Annotated in this window: 19 protein-coding genes and 1 tRNA gene; 7 read left to right on the forward strand and 13 right to left on the reverse strand. The window is 63.3% G+C overall.

The window, feature by feature from the left end:
- Positions 1–66 precede the first annotated feature (66 nt).
- Complete coding sequence (locus tag ACYX4S_RS06650; protein WP_476362316.1) at positions 67–1,731, reverse strand: CHASE domain-containing protein; 1,665 nt, start codon at positions 1,729–1,731, stop codon at positions 67–69.
- Between the two features lie 186 nt (positions 1,732–1,917).
- Here ACYX4S_RS06650 and ACYX4S_RS06655 point away from each other — a divergent pair, with 186 nt between their 5' ends.
- Complete coding sequence (locus ACYX4S_RS06655) at positions 1,918–2,115, forward strand: CsbD family protein (protein ID WP_293721268.1); 198 nt, start codon at positions 1,918–1,920, stop codon at positions 2,113–2,115.
- Positions 2,116–2,298: 183 nt separating this feature from the next.
- On the opposite strand, the gene ACYX4S_RS06660 is transcribed toward ACYX4S_RS06655, so the two are convergent.
- On the reverse strand, positions 2,299–3,093 hold the full coding sequence (locus tag ACYX4S_RS06660; protein ID WP_422069001.1) for a response regulator: 795 nt from the start codon (positions 3,091–3,093) through the stop codon (positions 2,299–2,301).
- A 137-nt stretch (positions 3,094–3,230) separates the two neighbouring features.
- Here ACYX4S_RS06660 and ACYX4S_RS06665 point away from each other — a divergent pair, with 137 nt between their 5' ends.
- Together ACYX4S_RS06665 and ACYX4S_RS06670 are read left to right on the forward strand one after the other, a co-directional pair.
- A complete protein-coding gene (locus ACYX4S_RS06665) occupies positions 3,231–3,428 on the forward strand; it encodes a NepR family anti-sigma factor (RefSeq protein ID WP_293721265.1) in 198 nt (65 codons plus the stop codon).
- Complete coding sequence (locus tag ACYX4S_RS06670; protein ID WP_476362317.1) at positions 3,425–3,982, forward strand: sigma-70 family RNA polymerase sigma factor; 558 nt, start codon at positions 3,425–3,427, stop codon at positions 3,980–3,982. The genes ACYX4S_RS06665 and ACYX4S_RS06670 overlap by 4 nt, the downstream gene beginning before the upstream one ends.
- Before the next feature lie 120 nt (positions 3,983–4,102).
- Here ACYX4S_RS06670 and ACYX4S_RS06675 read toward each other — a convergent pair whose 3' ends face one another.
- From ACYX4S_RS06675 to ACYX4S_RS06690, 4 genes are all read right to left on the reverse strand, one after another.
- Positions 4,103–4,618, reverse strand: a complete 516-nt coding sequence (locus ACYX4S_RS06675) for a Dps family protein (RefSeq protein ID WP_293721262.1) — start codon at positions 4,616–4,618, stop codon at positions 4,103–4,105.
- A gap of 107 nt (positions 4,619–4,725) precedes the next feature.
- Positions 4,726–5,172 carry a hypothetical protein gene (locus ACYX4S_RS06680; protein WP_476362318.1) on the reverse strand — a complete coding sequence of 149 codons (447 nt, stop codon included), beginning with the start codon at positions 5,170–5,172 and terminating at the stop codon, positions 4,726–4,728.
- A 3-nt stretch (positions 5,173–5,175) separates the two neighbouring features.
- Positions 5,176–5,520: an ElaB/YgaM/YqjD family protein gene (locus ACYX4S_RS06685; RefSeq protein WP_293721259.1), complete on the reverse strand. Its 345-nt coding sequence runs from the start codon at positions 5,518–5,520 to the stop codon at positions 5,176–5,178.
- Between the two features lie 151 nt (positions 5,521–5,671).
- Positions 5,672–6,619: a PRC-barrel domain-containing protein gene (locus ACYX4S_RS06690; RefSeq protein ID WP_476362319.1), complete on the reverse strand. Its 948-nt coding sequence runs from the start codon at positions 6,617–6,619 to the stop codon at positions 5,672–5,674.
- Positions 6,620–7,129: 510 nt separating this feature from the next.
- Between ACYX4S_RS06690 and ACYX4S_RS06695 the strand changes: the two genes are divergently transcribed.
- Positions 7,130–7,309: a DUF1328 domain-containing protein gene (locus ACYX4S_RS06695; protein WP_293721256.1), complete on the forward strand. Its 180-nt coding sequence runs from the start codon at positions 7,130–7,132 to the stop codon at positions 7,307–7,309.
- A gap of 96 nt (positions 7,310–7,405) precedes the next feature.
- Here the strand turns inward: ACYX4S_RS06695 and ACYX4S_RS06700 are convergent, their stop codons facing one another.
- The 5 genes from ACYX4S_RS06700 to ACYX4S_RS06720 form a co-directional block, all read right to left on the reverse strand.
- Positions 7,406–8,953, reverse strand: a complete 1,548-nt coding sequence (locus tag ACYX4S_RS06700; protein WP_476362320.1) for a sensor histidine kinase — start codon at positions 8,951–8,953, stop codon at positions 7,406–7,408.
- 46 nt (positions 8,954–8,999) lie between these two features.
- Complete coding sequence (locus tag ACYX4S_RS06705; protein WP_293721254.1) at positions 9,000–9,578, reverse strand: sigma-70 family RNA polymerase sigma factor; 579 nt, start codon at positions 9,576–9,578, stop codon at positions 9,000–9,002.
- Positions 9,578–9,769 (reverse strand): NepR family anti-sigma factor, encoded by a 192-nt coding sequence (locus ACYX4S_RS06710; RefSeq protein ID WP_293721253.1) that lies wholly within the window; start codon positions 9,767–9,769, stop codon positions 9,578–9,580. Before ACYX4S_RS06710 ends, ACYX4S_RS06705 begins: the two co-directional genes overlap by 1 nt.
- 251 nt (positions 9,770–10,020) lie before the next feature.
- Entirely contained in the window at positions 10,021–10,212 is a 192-nt protein-coding gene (locus tag ACYX4S_RS06715) for a PLDc N-terminal domain-containing protein (RefSeq protein ID WP_293721252.1), read from the reverse strand.
- An 878-nt stretch (positions 10,213–11,090) separates the two neighbouring features.
- Positions 11,091–11,166 (reverse strand) — tRNA-Glu (locus ACYX4S_RS06720).
- Between the two features lie 359 nt (positions 11,167–11,525).
- On the opposite strand from ACYX4S_RS06720, the gene ACYX4S_RS06725 reads away from it, so the two are divergent.
- Entirely contained in the window at positions 11,526–12,101 is a 576-nt protein-coding gene (locus ACYX4S_RS06725; protein WP_422070230.1) for a cold-shock protein, read from the forward strand.
- An 11-nt stretch (positions 12,102–12,112) separates the two neighbouring features.
- The gene (locus ACYX4S_RS06730) at positions 12,113–12,682 is read left to right on the forward strand and encodes a DUF192 domain-containing protein (protein WP_476362321.1); all 570 of its coding nucleotides are present in this window, start codon (positions 12,113–12,115) and stop codon (positions 12,680–12,682) included.
- A 134-nt stretch (positions 12,683–12,816) separates the two neighbouring features.
- Here ACYX4S_RS06730 and ACYX4S_RS06735 read toward each other — a convergent pair whose 3' ends face one another.
- Positions 12,817–13,707: an alpha/beta fold hydrolase gene (locus ACYX4S_RS06735; RefSeq protein ID WP_476362322.1), complete on the reverse strand. Its 891-nt coding sequence runs from the start codon at positions 13,705–13,707 to the stop codon at positions 12,817–12,819.
- Between the two features lie 113 nt (positions 13,708–13,820).
- On the opposite strand from ACYX4S_RS06735, the gene ACYX4S_RS06740 reads away from it, so the two are divergent.
- On the forward strand, positions 13,821–14,726 hold the full coding sequence (locus ACYX4S_RS06740; protein ID WP_476362323.1) for a LysR substrate-binding domain-containing protein: 906 nt from the start codon (positions 13,821–13,823) through the stop codon (positions 14,724–14,726).
- A 203-nt stretch (positions 14,727–14,929) separates the two neighbouring features.
- Here ACYX4S_RS06740 and ACYX4S_RS06745 read toward each other — a convergent pair whose 3' ends face one another.
- Complete coding sequence (locus ACYX4S_RS06745; protein WP_476362324.1) at positions 14,930–16,081, reverse strand: tyrosine-type recombinase/integrase; 1,152 nt, start codon at positions 16,079–16,081, stop codon at positions 14,930–14,932.
- Positions 16,082–16,119 lie beyond the last annotated feature (38 nt).

Genomic DNA, 16,119 nt, shown 5'->3' on the forward strand with positions numbered 1-16,119 from the left:
GTGTCGGTGGAGGGACGGAAAACGCCGCCCTTTTACACAACGCGCGCGATGGGGGACGGGTTCCGGTCAGGCCAGTGTTTTCTGTGTCGCGCCACGGCGTTTGCGGCGTGGTGTCGGGCCTTCCGGAACGGGAATGACCATGCGGACCGTCATGCCGGTGCTCGGGAACTCCCGTTCCAGTGAGCCGCCCAGCTCGCCGCGAATGTTGGCGTCGATGAGACGAGAGCCGAAACCCCTTCCTTTCGGTGCTTCTATGGGCTCCGCCGAGGTCTCCACCCAGTCGATGCGCAGGCGTCTCTGGCGGCCGGAGCCGAGAATCTCCCAGTGCACGTCGAGGTCGCCGTCCCTGGAGGCGACGCCGCCGTATTTCAGGGCGTTGGTTGCCAGCTCGTGGAAGGTCAGGCCAAGGGCCTGCGTGGTGCGCTCATCGAGCAGGACCTTGGGTCCGTTCAGGCGGTCCGTGTCCCGGGCGCCGCCAAAAACCTGCTCGAGCTCCGTCTTCAGGAGCTCCTCCAGATCCGCCCTTTGCCAGTGGGAGCGGGTGAGCATGTCCTGCGCATTGGCCATCGCATTGAGGCGTGCCGAGAAGGACGTGCTGAAGTCGCTCAGCGTCTCGGAGCTGGCCGCCGTCTGGCGGGCGATGGCAAGCACGCGGGCGATGGAGTTCTTGATCCTGTGCTTCATCTCCTGAAGCATGAGATCCTTCTCCTGCACTGTCTTTTCCGAGATGGCGTGCAGGGTGTGGGCGCTCTCGACGGCCTTGATCTGAAAGCGGGTCGCAAGGGCGAAGGCCAGGGCCAGAAGAAGTGAAATCGCGCCGATCAGGATCGCATACAGGTGCCGCGTGGAGCTGCGGAAGGCCGGGGTGGCGCGCACCGTGAAGGCCCAGTCGCGCCCCACAATGTCCATGACACGCGTCACCGCCATGCCGGTGAGCGTGTCGGCGCGGTCGAAGTCCGCCGACTGGTAGAGCCTCACGGGCTCTTCTCCGGTGACGTCGTTCGTTTCCAGAACAAACCTGTCGCCGGCCATCTGCTTCAGCGCGGCGTCGTGAAGATCCCCGGCGCGAAAGGGAGCGTAGATGAAGCCGTCGACCGCCGTCGGCGTATCCGGGCGCGGCGCGCCACCGCGCCAGAACGGGATGTAGACCAGAAAGCCGGCCTGCTTGGTTTCGGTGATCTCCTGAACCAGTTCGACCGGGGCGCTGGCGTGGGGCGTGCCGTCTGCAACGGCCTGCTGCATAGCCGCGCGCCTGCGAGGCTCGGAGAACATGTCGAACCCGAGGGCGGCGCGGTTGCGTTCGTCGAAAGGCTCCAGCAGCACGATGGGCGTGCGGACGGTCTGGTCGGTGTCGGGCCAGACGGCCAGGTTCAGGCCATAGCCGCGCTGCAAGCGCATCTCGGCCGTTTGCTCCTCGCCAGAGGAGATTCTTTCAGCATAGCCGATGCCCCGGATGCCCTCGAACTCCTGTTCAAGCTCCAGGCCGCCCACGAAGCGCTGGAAGGCCGAACGCGAGACCTCTCCGCTTTGGGCGGAAAAGAAGGCGTGGGTCGAGATCAGCAAGGCGACGTGCTTGCGGACGCGGCTTGCGATCCGGTCGATGCTTTCGTCCGCCATGTTCTCGAAGCGGATGCGGTCTCCCGCTTCCTCCGCCCGATACACGACAGCCGTTGCGCCGATACCGACAAGGGCAACCAACCCGAACACGACAGGTGGTAAAATACGGATCACGGCGTTGTTTCCAAAAGGGTCATTCTTCCTTCTATCGGCGGTTTGTGACAGTGGCCAAGCATTTTTTGGGTTTCGACACAGGAGATTGCGAATAATTAATTTTGGCCTTTGCGGAACCCTTGGCGAGCCACTGCGTTGATCTTGCAGGAACACAAAAGACGTTCCGAATGCAAGAAGGAGTTTCCGATGAACTGGAATCAGATCGAAGGCAACTGGCAGCAATTCAAGGGCTCGGCTCAGGAGCAGTGGGGCAAGCTCACCGGTGACGATCTGGATGTTGTCGCCGGGAATCGCAGGAAACTGGTCGGGAAGATTCAGGAACGCTACGGAAAGGCCCAGGAAGAGGCCGAGCGTGAGATCGACGACTGGCTCGAGCGCCACTGACTTCCGGTTTTTACCGGCCTGAGCCAGGTCGGAACAAGAAAAGGCCCGCGCCACCATCCTGCGGTTGCGCGGGCCTTTTCTTTTGCGGTGTCGCAAATCGGAGAATCCAGGATTTCACGATCTCGGATTTACTCGCAAAAAGTGTATCTGGTGTTGTCTCCCGTTTTGCCTGACCGAGGCCGTTCAGGCAGCGGCGCCGACACTCTGGTCGAAGAACAGGGCCTGGCTGATGAGGGCTTTCACCATGTCCGGGTTGAAGGGCTTGGTGATGAGGAACGTCGGCTCCGGCCGCTCGCCGGTAAGCAGGCGCTCGGGGAAGGCGGTGATGAAGATCACCGGCAGATCCGACGTGGTCAGGATGTCGTTCACGGCATCGATGCCCGAGCTGCCGTCGGCGAGTTGAATGTCCGCCAGGATCATTTTCGGACGGGTGCTCTTGTAAAGCTCGACGGCCTCGTCGCGCGTGCGGGCGATACCTGTCACGTTGTGACCGAGTTCGCTGACGATGTACTCGATGTCCATGGCGATAAGCGGCTCGTCCTCGATGATGAGGATGTCGGTCGCGATCTGGCGCGAGATTCCCTCGGCCGCTTCCGCCAGCAGGCCGTCGATCTCGCTCTCCTCGACATTGAGGATCCGGGCGGCTTCTGCCGGAGTGAAACCCTCGACGGAGGTGAGCAGGAACGCCTGGCGCGCGGGCGAGGGGAGAACCGCGAGGTTCGCCGTTGCGCGCTGCTCCCAGGCGAAGGGAGAGTCTCCGCTCTCCGGCTCTATGCGGGTGGATTCGAAGATCGTTGCGAACAGGCGGTAGAGGGAGACCCGATCGCTTCCGGTGTCCGGGAAGATCGAGACATCGGCGATCAGGGCCTCGAGAGCGGCCGCGACATAGGCATCGCCCGACTTCTGCGACCCGGTCACTGCCCTCGCGTATCGACGCAGGTAGGGCAGGTGGGACGCAACACGGGTGGAAAGTGACATGAGGGGGCTCCCTGTTTGCCTCTCTAAGGCATTGAACACCACACAAACGCTCATGCGAAAGGAAAGTTCCATGAGGTTGGGCGATTTTAACGTTTGCCGCTAGACTGGGGGCGTGCGGCAAGGATAGGGATGCAGACATGACGGATACGCGAAAGCCCCGGCTGGACGCCCCCCTGACGTCCGCGGACGTTCCGGTTCCAGGGCATGACCACATCACCCAGAAGCTGCGCGAACTCTACGAGACAGTGCAGGACGAGGGGATTCCCGACAAGTTTCTCGATCTGCTCGAGCGGCTGGACGAAGCTGAACGCAAGGCGTCGGACGGCGGATCATGAGTGCCGCGACCGAGGCGGTCGACCCCGACTTCAAGCGAGACATGCTCGGCCGGTTGCCGGCGCTGCGTGCCTTTGCCGTGTCCCTGTGTGGTCGCAGCGATTTCGCGGACGATCTGGTGCAGACCACCATTCTTCGCGCCTGGGCCAACCAGCAGTCCTTCCAGCCCGGCACGAACATGAAGGCGTGGCTGTTTCGCATTTTGCGCAATGAGTTCTACAGCGTCTTGCGTCGTTCGGGACGGGAGGTTTCGGACAGTGACGGCTTGCAGACCGACCGCATGGCGGTGCAGGCCCCGCAGCAGGCGTCGCTTGAGCTCAAGGACATTCGCGTCGCGCTCGACGCGCTTCCCGAAGACCAGCGTGAGGCGGTGGTGCTGGTCGGTGCGTCCGGGTTTTCCTACGAAGAGGCGGCGGAGATCTGCGGCTGTGCGGTGGGCACGCTGAAGAGCAGGGTCAACCGGGCACGGGTTCGATTGAGGGACCTGCTGGAACTCGCGGAAGGCGAGGCGGCGGCACCGGAACCGGTCGGGGACTACTCTGGCCCCAGGTCCTGATTCCGGTTCGCCGGGCAAAAGGAAACCGCGGCGCCGAAGAGGCGCCGCGGTCATTCCGGCCGGATCGGGTGAAATCGGGGGAATGTGACCGACCGGAATTCCTGGTTCCGACAGTCGCGATCAGGTCGCCGCGATCGCCCGCAGCATCCAGAGCGCCTTCTCGTGGAAGGTCAGATGAGCGGTCAGCATGTCTTCGGTCACGACGTCTCCCGCGTCACCGGCGATCGTCGCGGCAGCCCGCATCGTCTTCACGGCCTCGCTGTGATCGTGGATCAGGTCGGCGACCATGTCGCTTGCGTTGAGTTCGCTGACATCTCCGCCCCTGGGGGCGAAGTTTTTCGCATCGGCCAGGGTGGCCGGCGCCAGGTGCCCCAGCGCACGAATGCGCTCGGCGATGACATCGGTCGCCGCGAAGAGGGCGTTGTAGTGCTCCTCCGTCAACTCGTGCAGAGGCTTGAAGAGCGGGCCGACCACGTTCCAGTGGTAGATGTGGCTTTTCACCGTCAGCCGGTAGGTTGCGGCGAGGATCTCCGAAAGTTTCTCCGACATGGTCGCCAGATAGGCGTCGTCCAGTCCGATGTCGGGGCGTTCGTCGTGGCTGACGGGCTTGAGAACGGCGGCTGCTGTCCGGGTCATGGATGAGCTCCTTTCGTTCGGTTCGCGATGTCGTCTTGTGACCGGGATGCCACAGGGGCGGTATCGGGGATATTGGGCGGTATCGGGGATATTGTTTCGGGGATGCTTCAGTCGGATGGTGTCCCGCGTGAGCGCAGGGCCAGAAGCGCAACCACGCCAAGGGCTGCGGCTCCCACCGCGCCACGGGAGCGCAACAGGCCCGGCAGATGCGCCGCTCCAACGGTTAGTGCGGCGGCCAGAAGGGCCTGGTTGCGGTCCTTGTCCACGGCCCGATTGCGTTCGCGGCGGCGGCGCGCGATGGCCTCGCCGATCATCAGGCCCGCGACAAGCAGGACCGCGGCGGCAAGGTGGCCGAGCGCCAGAATGAGCGCCGCCTCGAACGCACCTGTCTCGGCGGCCAGCGCGATACCGGCCGCCGCCATGGCTGCGATATAGGCCATGATGGCGAGAAACCCCGCGAGCACCCACACGATCGCCTGGCGGCGGAGCCGGCGCAAAAGAGCGCCGAAATCCGTCGCGATGGCGGATAGAAGAAGCGGGGCGAGGCGCATCATCGGTTAGCGCCGGGCCAGGAGGGCAATCAGGACGCCGATGCCGGCGGCAATGCCGAGCGACTGGAGCGGCTTTTCGCGCACGCGCGATGCAAGGGAATCCTCGAGCCGGGTCAGTTCCGCGGACAGGGAGTCCAGCGCCTGCTGCGAGCTTTCGGCGATATCCTTGCCCGCCTTGTTGGCGCGATCCTTGTACTCTCCGGTCTTGTCGGCGCCGTAGCGCGTCACCGACTGGGCAAGGGCGGCGATATCGCCGCGCAACCTCTCGATGTTCTGCTCGATGGTGGCGGCATCGTCGCCGGCCTGGCGATTGGATCCGTTGCGGCTCGAGGCCGTCGTGCTGGTGGCCATGATTAGTACCTCCTTGCTGTTTGTACTGAAATAACGCGCCCGGACGTGAATGGTTTCATCCGGTGTCGTATTTTGTTCTGTTGCGAAAAGCTCAGACCTGAACAAAAACGCCGGCCCCGTGGGCCGGCGTTTTCGGTGAAATCGATCTCCGTTACTGGGTGGTCGAGGAGCTCGAGCTTCCGTTGTACTCGGGCATCGCCTCGAGGTCCTGCTCCGAATAATCGGAGTACACATGGACCTCGCCATCACTGTCCTTCTTGATGTCGAGCGAGGCCATCTTCAGCTCGACGGGCTTCTCGTTGATGCCGAGCACGCCGCCGACGTCAAGGATCACGGCCTCGACCTTGGCTCCGTCGGCAGCCAGGATCACGTCGTCGACCTCGCCGATCTCCTCATCCCGGGCATTGTAGACCGAGCTGCCGATCAGTTCGTCGGCGGAGGCATCGGCGGCCCGGGTCATGGTTTCGGGTTCTCCGTCCATGCCCATCTTCGAGGCGACGTCGGAGGCTGTTTCGGACATGCTGTCTCCCATCTCGGACAGCTCGTCACCCGCCTTCGATGCCTGGTCGGTCACCATGGCGGTGGTGTCCTTTTCGCTCGCACCCTCCATGGCGGCGGTATTCTCGCCGGGCTGCAGGTTGGTGCGATCGAAGGCCGGAGCATTCTCGAGCTCCTCCTGAGTCGCATCGACCGTCAGCCAGCGCGAGCCGTCCCGCTCGACCCAGTTGACGCGGGTGAAGTCGACGGCAACATCCTTCTCGCCGATGCCGAGGAAACCGCCGACTCCGACGACCACGGCACGGGCCTTGCCGTCCTGGGACAGGACGACGTCATTGACGTCGCCGACGCTCTCGGCATCCTCGCCGGAGCCGTTGTACAGCGACTGTCCGATCAGCGAGGACGCGAGGATCTGCCCGGGCGAGGCGGCAAAATAGCCCCCCTGGCTCTGCATCGGATCGGAATCCTGCATGGTGTTGAAGACGGCGGACCCGCTTCCGTTGGAACGGGTCGCATCGGTCGACTTCATGTCATCAGCCGCCATGGCGCCGGTCGTCAGGGCGGCGGCGAGGGCGGTGGTGGTCAGAAGCGTGCGGATCATGGTAACGTCTCCCGGTAGTCTGTTGGACTTACCGGTCGCGTCGGGGATGCTGATTTGCAAGACCACGTCCCCGGCGTGACCGTTTGACACCCAGACAACCAACGGGCCGCGCAATTGGTTCCGGATTTTTTCTCCCTGTCATTCTGATCCCCTTGCCCGGCGCGCCGTGTGGCGCGGGTTTCCGCGGCTCACCGTCGAGGCCGTGCGATTTTCGTGATGGCACGTCGCGCCCATGTCCCTCGCGCGCGCGAACATTCCTTTGATGCAGGCCTTTGCCGCAGGGAACTTCTGTCACGACGTGGCCGCAACCCTGTTCCCGCATGAAGAAAAATTGGAACAGGGGCGAACTTTTTTCGATTGGGCGGGTTTTACTTGTGACAGTGCATGACGCGCTGAGGCCGGGTCGACCATGATCTGACCGGAGCTTTGGAGTTCTTCGAAGACGCCGCCACTTGCATGGCGGTTTCTATGCCCCCTTCGGCCGGAGACACGCGAAAAAGGAGAATGACCATGTTTGGATGGGCTCTGACCTTCCTGATTATCGCCCTGATTGCCGCGGCTCTCGGCTTCGGCGGGATCGCGGGCACCGCCGTGGGGATCGCGAAGCTGATCTTCTTCGTCGCCATTGTGCTGTTCGTGCTGTCGCTGATCTACGGCCTGGTCACGGGCCGTCGCCCGCCGGTCGCGTAACCGCGGCAGATGCGTGAAAAAACGCCGCGAGGTCCCGGACTTCGCGGCGTTTTCGTTGTTCCGGCAAGTCAGTGGCGCTTTGGGTTCGCGGAAGCTTCAGGGGAGGTGCCCGCCAGGCAGCGTCAGGCATGAACCGGTTTCTCCGGTCTCGTATGTGGCCTGGAGCTGGTGGAGATAGGCGCGGATGAGGCGTGAGCGCAGCGGTGTCTCCTCGGCGAATTCGTCGAGCGTGTCGGAATTGCCCCCGCCGCCGGAGATCGCGAGTTCGATACGCTCCCCGCCGCGCACGGCGATGGTAACCGCCTCGCCCGGGGCAAGGGCATCGAAACGGGGCGGCAGAAGTTCGGCAAGGATGAAGGCAAGCGGGATCGCGCGATCCAGGTCTATTGTGGCATGAGCGAGCTTGTCGGCGGTGATGTGCACCCGACCGTGAGAGATCATCGCCGGCTCCCGCAGTGTTTCCACGACCTCGCGCACCAGCGCCTCGATGGGCACGTCCGTTCCCTCGCTCGAGGCATAGGAAACGCGATAGGCCGACGAGATTGCCAGAACCCGCTCGAGCGCGATGCGCAGCACCGCGCGTTCCTCCGGCAGGCCGGCCTCGCGGCGCTGCATGGCGATCAGGCTCGTGATCATCTGCAGCGTGTTCTTGATGCGATGATGGAGCTCGCGCGTCAGGCGCGTCTGTTCGGCGAGAGACGCTTCCAGGTCGCTCGTGCGGCCATCGATCTGGTCGGCCATCATGTCGAAGGTGATGCCGAGAACGTTGATCTCCGGCGGGGCCGCGGCCATCAGGCCGACGCGGGCCGAGGTGTCGCCGGAGCCATAGCGGCGGAACGTCGAGTAGATGTGGCGGAGATAACGCAGCAGGTAGCGCTGGATGCCGTAACGCAGAACCAGGAACACGATGGCGAGAAGCAGCAGCGGCAGGGCGAGCGCGCGGGTGATGCTGAGCCAGGGCTCGAGAAGCGAGCTCATTGCCGGGGCGGCGGTCACCACCTCGTAGTCCGTGCCCGGTAGAGGGGCGGTGGCAACGTACCATCCGCCAACTTCCTCCGTCGGGGGCGCGGATGTCGGGGAGGCTGCGAGTTCTGCGAGAAGCTTCCTGAAGTCCTCGATCGCTTCGGTATTGGTGAGGTGGGCTGAAATCACCCGTCCCGCGCCGTCGACCAGGGCAAACCCCGTGTCGCTCTTGGCCCCCGTCGCCTCGATGGGCGCGAGCAGGAACGTTTGGGGCCGCAGGCCGATCTCGACCTCGACACCCGTTTCCTCGTCCGATCGCGTCACGGGCAGCACCTCATCGGCGTCCGGACGTGATTGCGGGTTTATGATCTGGGGGCGTCCGTCGACGAGAGCGGCGGCGCAAAGGAGGTCGCCGTTGCTGCGCGCGACGAAGCTGACCGCCTCGCGCAGGTCCAGCCTCATTCCCTCGAAGGTGGTCAGGCAGTCGGAAAAGCGGGCGGGAGTGTTGGACGAAAGGGCGGAAGCATACCCGTCCGCGCGCGCCATGACCTTGGCGCTCGACTGGGCGATCAGGCGCGCATATTCGGAAAACCGCGCCTGATTTTCGTCGGCGCGGCGCAAGTGATCGGAGTAGGAGAGGAGAAACGCCAAGGCGGCGAGCGGCACGAGTGCCGCCGCCATGTATCCGAACAGTCGTCTGTCCAGCCGCGTGCTCGTCGGCGGAAGTTTAGTCCATGGCACTGATTTTTTCCATCCCGCCTGGAGATGCCGTCACCGCCGCTCGCACGGACTGATCGGGACCGAATTCTTCCGCTGAATCGACACTCAGGATCTCCGAGAGCCGGTTTCTGGCGCGGTTGACCCGGCTCTTCATCGTTCCAACCGCACACTCGCAGATTTCAGCGGCTTCCTCATAGGAAAAGCCGGATGCGCAGATGAGGATCAGCGCCTCGCGCTGGTCGGCGGGAAGCTTGTCCAGCGCGTCACGGAAATCCTCGAAATCGAGGTGGCCGATCTGGCCGGGATGTTCGGCGAGGGTGCTGGAATACTGGCCGTCCACGTCCTGCACCTCACGCTTGCGCTTGCGGCACTCGGAATAGAACGTGTTGCGCAGGATGATGAAGAGCCAGGCCTTCATGTTCGTGCCCGCCTGGAAGCGGGAGATGTTGGCCCATGCCTTCATCAACGCTTCCTGGACGAGATCGTCGGCCCTGTCTCCAACTCCGACAAGGGAGGCCGCGAAGGCGCGAAGGCTGGGGATGCAGGAAATGATTTCTTCCCTGATTTCAGCGGACAGCGTCGCCATTACCGTTTTCCCTCCGCCGAATCCGCCTGTTCATCAAGGCGGCGAAGCAACTCGGTGAAGCGGTCCGGCACCGGTTGCGACAGGACGTCGTCATAGTAGGACTTCAGTTTCGTCCCGATACGCGAATGGATGTCTTCCTCGACACTTTCGCGACGCGTCCTCCGCAGATTGCTATCGGTCACATCCGACATTTTTTGCCTTTTCCTTCTGCGTCCTGCGACTTTCCTTGACAGGACCCGCAACTCAGACGGCGCCGGGTGGGGAGGTGGCGCTGCACGAGGCGCGTACCCCCGGTCGATCCCGGTCCAAGTGGGCGGTGTCGAGCCGCCGCACCCCCTTCAAACGTCCGCGGCACGAAATGGTTCCGTCGCCATGTCGTTTTTATCGTGCCTGGAAGACAGGGGGCGGCGTGTCCTGCCGCTCGGTGTTCAGGTTGTGGCTGTCAGGCGTAAGACGGCTTCGAGGGGCCGGCGAGCAGCCACAGCAGGAAACCGAACACCGGGAGCAAGAGAATGAGAACGATCCAGAGCACCTTCGCGCCCGTGGAGGCACCCGAGCCGGCGACCTTCACGATCGCATAGACGTCGAGAACAAGAATGATGAGGCCGAGGAGGCCACCGACTTCGATACCCATGGTCCCTACTCCTTGTGATGCGGCGCAGAGGTGGTGTCCGGGGAGAACCCGTTCTCTTGAAAAAGCTTCGCGCCGGCCTGGTTTGACTAGACAACGCCGCTCCATGGGTTTGGTTCCCCTTGCGAGAGGGAAACCGTATCCCGGGCATGTTTCGGCGCGCGAAGGCGTATCGGCGGCAAAGGCCCGGAGCCGATTGCGTCGGAGGGAACGGGGCTCGAACGTGAGCGCGATGGCAATCAGGGGAGGAGAGGGCAGAGGGGAAGAGAGATCATCCGCCAGACACGCCATCCGGGGTGGGGGTGTGACGGCGCCGTCCGGCGGATGTCTCAGGTTCCAGGGGTCCACGATCCGTGTTGGTCGATGGGACAGTCGTGGTTCCCTTGGCGCTCCGACAACCGGCGGGCTGACCTTCCGCGTGGCAATCGTGCGCTCGGTCTCTTAGTTCCAAGAAGCGTGCCAACTTTCGCGAACGCCCAGGTTTTGCGAAAATGCGCTTTTTGGCGCGTTTTGTTCTCCGCGCGGATGAAACGCGGGCTCGGCATCTCGTTGCAGCCTTTGCGAATTGCGAATCCGTTCCGAAGTTGCAATCGCGATTGAACAATGATCGGAAATTCAGGAATTCGTGAGCGCAATAATTATGCGCAAGTCGCGGGATATTTGATCCATCCGGAAAAATCGAGGAGCAACGCGGCCTCGCTCGGGAAGGCGGACAGAAGTTCGGCCTGACGCTTCGCTCGGCGTCAGCTACCAGAAGCGCAAGGCACGATGACCGTGTTGCCGCATGAGAGCATGATGTCTGGGAGAGGCGGGAGGAGCGCCGGCCGGGCCGGGTGGCTCCCGAAGGGGCACCGATGCCGCAGGAAAAACAAATCGGAGAGTGGTACGCCCAACGGGACTCGAACCCGTGTTTTCGCCGTGAAAGGGCGATGTCCTAGACCGCTAGACGATGGGCGCCCGGTCCGTTGTTGCGCGGGGTTATAGGCATGTTTTCTCGATCCGGCAAGAGGGCAGATGAAGGCTCATCCACAGCGGAATTGCATCCGGGATCGTCAATTGCGCTCAACCGGGAGGGCGGGGCCTCGCGAAGACATTTTACCCGGAAGCGGGCGGATGGTTGCAACATGGTAAACGCGGGCTTTGCGAATCGCGCGATTGCAGACACAGTTGCACAGACAGCGCGGTCCCGAGATTTTCGCAAAATTGTCTGGCCCGCGCTTGGGGGGATGTTATCCTCCACAAGCGGAATCGTAGGTTTTAGCGATGTCGCTATAGATCCAGCTTGCGGCGTATCAGAGGCGTGGACGATGAAGGATTTGGGGGCAAAGGCCGCGCAGGCCGATCGAAACACGGAGTCCACGGAGGTCAACTCCGAGCTCACGGTGATCGCCGGGGCGATCAAGTGGTTCGACGTGGCCAAGGGATACGGTTTCATCGTTCCCGACGAAGGCGGACAGGACGTGCTGCTGCATGTCACGTGCCTGAGGCGCGACGGCTACCGAACCGCCTACGAGGGGGCGCGCGTTGTCTGCGAGGCGGTTCCCGGACAGCGTGGAATGCAGGCCTTTCGCATCCTTTCCATGGATGAGAGCACGGCGGTTCATCCCTCCCAGCTTCCGCCCTCGCGCACGCACACCCAGGTCACGCCCGAGAGCGGATACGAGCGAGCCGTGGTGAAGTGGTTCAATCGTGTGAAAGGATTCGGCTTCCTCACCCAGGGCGAGGGGACCGAGGACATCTTCGTGCACATGGAAACGCTTCGCCGCTTCGGCATTACCGAGCTTCGGCCCGGACAGAGCGTCATGGTCCGGTTCGGCCAGGGGCCGAAGGGGCGCATGGCGGCGGAGATCCGGCCCGACGGGGACGGTGTCCACATCCCGTCTTCCCATTGACGCCGCGCCGCATGTCGCGCTTTCCCAGGTATCGTCCGTTTGCGGTGGTGGCTGCGTCCGCCATTGCCTGTCTCGTGTTCGCCGGTACGCTCGATTGGCAGGGCGGCGGCTTTTCATCTGCCCTTGCGAAGGACACCCGGCAGGCCCAGAGCGTCCCTGCCGTTGAGGATCGTGCGCAGGAGGGGCTTCGTCGCGAGACGCTGGCGATCGTCTCCGCCTCCGGTCGGCACCGGTTCGAGGTGGAGGTTGCAGAGACGGGGGCTGCGCGCGCGCGTGGTCTCATGTTCCGGCGCGAACTGGCGGCGGATGCAGGGATGCTGTTTGACTTCCGGCAGGACAGGGAAGTCGCGTTCTGGATGCGCAACACCCTGATACCGCTTGACCTTCTCTTCATCGAAAAGACCGGTCGCATTGCCCATATCGCGCGCAACGCGGTTCCTCTGTCGGAAGAACTCATTCCCTCCCGTGCCGTCGTGCGTTTCGTGCTGGAAGTGCCCGGCGGACGCGCCGCCGAACTGGGGGTCGAGGTGGGAGATGTCGTGCAGGGCCCGACGATCGCGGCGGCCTCCGCCGAGAACTAGGGTGTGGCCCCATAGACGAGGCATGTCCGGCGTGAAAACGGCAAGGGGTGGTGTGATGGGCAGCCCCTGCGCGTCCGGACCTGCCCTTGAACGTTGTGCCCCTGGATGCCGGATGCGTCCGTGCAGGCGAAACCCTATCTGGTCTGGCAAAACCGCAGGATTTCTTCGCTGACCAGCGCCGGAGCCTCCCGCTGCGGGAAGTGGCCGACGCCTTCCAGAAGATGACGCTCGTAGCGGCCCTGGAAAAAACTCTCGCGCCCCTTGGAGCTGTCCGGGTGGTTGCAGGTGTCCGCCGTGCCGTGGAGGGTCAGCGTCGGCACCGCGAGGCGTGGTGCCGGATGCAGCCGTGCTTCGTCATTGGCATAGGCCGGATCTCCCTCGGCAAAGCCCCAGCGGTGTCGATAGGAGTGGAGAACGATGTCCGCCCAATCCTCGCCTTCAAAGGCCTTGGCGGCTTCATCGAACGTTTCATCGGAATACCATCCAGCCGGAGACCAAGTGTCCCACATTTGACGCGCGAAGGCGTTGCTCTCCTCACGCACGACCCGTTCTCCCCGGGAGGTGGCCATATACCAATGATACCAGTAGTTTCGTGCCTGTTGCAGGCTGATCGGCTGCAGCGGATCATTGGTCCCGTAGCCGACCGACAGCATGACGAGATGCGATGCGACGCCTTTGCGCAGACCGCAGGCATTGGCTGCCGCCCGGGCTCCCCAGTCGTGTCCGACCAGAACCGGGTTTTCCAGCCCGAGAACGTCGATGAATTCGAGCAGGTCGCGGCCAAGCGCGGAGAGCTGCCCGCTGCGTGGCGTCTCGGCATCACGGAAGCGTGTCGGCCCGAAACCCCGAAGCGCAGGCGTCAGAATGCGGTATCCGCCATCCGCCAGCACCGGCGCGATCGCATTCCAGCACGCGGGGCTGTCCGGCCACCCATGCAGCAGTACGGCCGTTCGCGCACCTGCCGGGTTCCATTCGTCGTAGGCGATTTCAAGACGTGGTGTGACCGCGAATTTCCGATCGGACATGAGTGATTTCCTCCAAGGGTTCACCGGTCTTCTAGCTCATCAATTCAATTCGATTGACGATTAATCATCGCTCACTGATGATGATTTGCGTCTAATGAGCGGAGCAGACACACATGCAACCGGTTGGCGGGTCGCCTCTTGATACCCTGCTGTTACGCACTTTCGTCGAGGTCGTGGCATGCGGGAGTTTCGCCACCGCCGCCGACCGTCTGGCGCTGACGCCGTCGGCCGTGAGCGGTCATATCCGGCGGCTTGAACAAAGCGCGGCGGTGACGCTTCTTGCGCGCACGACACGCCGCGTCGATCTCACGCCTTCGGGCGCAACGCTTTATGCCTACGCCCGAAACATCCTTGATCTCGAACGCGAAGCACGTGCGAGGCTGCGCGGCTCGCCCTGGCAGGGACATCTGCGCATCGGGGCGAGCGAGGATTTCGCCGGCGCCTGGCTTCCCGAGGCTCTCCGTCAATTCCGCCTGGAGTACCCCGTCGCCACGTTCGAGCTGAAGGTCGGTATTACGCTGGATCTTCTGCGGCAGCAGGACCAGGGCGGGCTGGACCTTGTCTTCGGCAAGCAATGCGTTCGCTCCGGAGCTGGCGGCCATCTTCTGTGGGAGGAGCCGCTGACATGGGTCTGTGCGGAAAGCCATGATCTGGACGCGGAAGAACCACTGCCACTGGCGCTATTTGCCGAGCCATGCGTCTATCGTGAAGCCGCGACAACGGCGCTGAACCGTGCCGGACGCCCGTGGCGGGTCATATTCGAAAGCAGCAGCATCGCCGGATGCCTGTCCGCGGCCCGTGCCGGGATCGCTGTCACTGTGGTATCGCGAAGCCAGACGCGGGACGGGCTGCGCGAACTGGGAGAGGATGACGGGGTGCCCGAACTGCCCTACGCGCGCTTCTATGCTTTTCCCGCCGTTGCCACGCGAGCGACGACCGACATGATCGAGGCTGCTCGCCGCGTTGCCGTTCCGTCCCGGTTTCAGTCAGGCGCAAGGGCAGCCCTCGCCGACAAATAGACGGCCTTGCCATCATGGACCGGCTTGCGGGTCTCCTTTGCCCGAAGATGCCTGTATCTGCCCGCAACTCCCTGTTCGTTCCTGCTTGACTGACGTGGTCAATGCCGGATAAACCGCAGAAATCCAGTCGTCGGGGTATAGCGCAGCCTGGTAGCGCATCTGCTTTGGGAGCCCCGGAGCTACTTTTCCCAAGTCTTTGATTATTATGCGGACTTTTTCTTCCGCCCGCCTGCTGTTGCCGGAATTCCGGGATAATTCCGGGACGGCATTGCATCCAGTCCGGCGCGAACGTCCTCGTCCATCACATGCGTGTAGCGGATCGTCGTCGAGATGTCCGAGTGCAGCAACGTGTCCTGGACCAGCTTGAGGTCCCGGGTCGCGCGCAACAGTTTCGACGCGAAATCGTGCCTGAGATCGTGGATGCGGAAGTCGGTGATTTTCGCCGCTCGCAATGTCGTGCTGATGGTGCGCCGCAGGCCGGCATAGGTGATCGGCGAGCGCTTGCCGCGCTTTTCTCCCCGTGCCCGTTGATAGGTCCAGACCGCCTTGCACCCTCTTGGTGCGCGCTGGAGCTCCGTCGCGATAACCGCTGCCTGCGTGTCGTTGATCGGCACCCACACCAGACCATGTCCCTTGCGCCAGATCCGGATGCGGCGGGCGTCTAGATCGAGGTCACCGATGGCCATGTCTATCACCGAATTGACGCGCAAGCCGCGGTTGGCGAGGAACCAGACGATGGGCAGGTAGTCCTGGCGCAGGGCTGCCCAGAAGCGGTCCGCCTCGTCGCCCGTCATCTCGCGCGCACGCTCCTGTGGCTCGCGAAGCTTGAGGCCTGTCCAGTCAATTGCATCAGCATCGACGCGTACCTGCCAGATTCGGCGCGCGCGACGAAGGAGGCGGCGCATGGGCTCGACGATCTGCCGGTTGACGGTGGCGGGGGATATGAGCTTGGGGTTTTTTCGGCCCTTGGTTTCGCCGGCGCGACGGCGCACGGCGATCGCGATGTCGTCTGCCGTGATCGAGACCAGGCGTCGGTCGCCACCTATGAGACGGCAGCAATGTTCGAGGGCAATGAGCGTGTCCGCCTCGCTGGCCTGCCCGAAGGCGACCTCGTCATTGTAACGCAGACATGCAGCCGCAAGCGTCAGGTGGTCATTTGGCCCTTCGGCGCGGACCCGTTCGCGCTCCTTGCGCTCGAATTCCTCCGCCTTGCGTTTCGCTGTTTCGCCTGTGCTGCCGTGAAATCGACGACGCTGCCCGGCGACCGTGAGGATGAAATCGTAGTGCCAGACCTTTGACTTGTAGACCCATTCGCCCGATTGCGGGTCGCGTGAGCGGGGGCGGTAGACTGACACGATCCGCGTCCTCCGATGTAGTCGGCGAGATCCTCGAT

Source organism: Stappia sp. ABD4_338 (genome assembly GCF_056312175.1).

Bases quoted from the DNA above. Each gene is read 5' to 3' on its own strand.
- ACYX4S_RS06655 (WP_293721268.1), top strand. From the start codon at position 1,918: ATGAACTGGAATCAGATCGAAGGCAACTGGCAGCAATTCAAGGGCTCG.
- ACYX4S_RS06660 (WP_422069001.1), bottom strand. From the start codon at position 3,093: ATGTCACTTTCCACCCGTGTTGCGTCCCACCTGCCCTACCTGCGTCGA.
- ACYX4S_RS06665 (WP_293721265.1), top strand. From the start codon at position 3,231: ATGACGGATACGCGAAAGCCCCGGCTGGACGCCCCCCTGACGTCCGCG.
- ACYX4S_RS06670 (WP_476362317.1), top strand. From the start codon at position 3,425: ATGAGTGCCGCGACCGAGGCGGTCGACCCCGACTTCAAGCGAGACATG.
- ACYX4S_RS06675 (WP_293721262.1), bottom strand. From the start codon at position 4,618: ATGACCCGGACAGCAGCCGCCGTTCTCAAGCCCGTCAGCCACGACGAA.
- ACYX4S_RS06680 (WP_476362318.1), bottom strand. From the start codon at position 5,172: ATGATGCGCCTCGCCCCGCTTCTTCTATCCGCCATCGCGACGGATTTC.
- ACYX4S_RS06685 (WP_293721259.1), bottom strand. From the start codon at position 5,520: ATGGCCACCAGCACGACGGCCTCGAGCCGCAACGGATCCAATCGCCAG.
- ACYX4S_RS06690 (WP_476362319.1), bottom strand. From the start codon at position 6,619: ATGATCCGCACGCTTCTGACCACCACCGCCCTCGCCGCCGCCCTGACG.
- ACYX4S_RS06695 (WP_293721256.1), top strand. From the start codon at position 7,130: ATGTTTGGATGGGCTCTGACCTTCCTGATTATCGCCCTGATTGCCGCG.
- ACYX4S_RS06700 (WP_476362320.1), bottom strand. From the start codon at position 8,953: ATGGCGGCGGCACTCGTGCCGCTCGCCGCCTTGGCGTTTCTCCTCTCC.
- ACYX4S_RS06705 (WP_293721254.1), bottom strand. From the start codon at position 9,578: ATGGCGACGCTGTCCGCTGAAATCAGGGAAGAAATCATTTCCTGCATC.
- ACYX4S_RS06710 (WP_293721253.1), bottom strand. From the start codon at position 9,769: ATGTCGGATGTGACCGATAGCAATCTGCGGAGGACGCGTCGCGAAAGT.
- ACYX4S_RS06715 (WP_293721252.1), bottom strand. From the start codon at position 10,212: ATGGGTATCGAAGTCGGTGGCCTCCTCGGCCTCATCATTCTTGTTCTC.
- ACYX4S_RS06730 (WP_476362321.1), top strand. From the start codon at position 12,113: ATGTCGCGCTTTCCCAGGTATCGTCCGTTTGCGGTGGTGGCTGCGTCC.
- ACYX4S_RS06735 (WP_476362322.1), bottom strand. From the start codon at position 13,707: ATGTCCGATCGGAAATTCGCGGTCACACCACGTCTTGAAATCGCCTAC.
- ACYX4S_RS06740 (WP_476362323.1), top strand. From the start codon at position 13,821: ATGCAACCGGTTGGCGGGTCGCCTCTTGATACCCTGCTGTTACGCACT.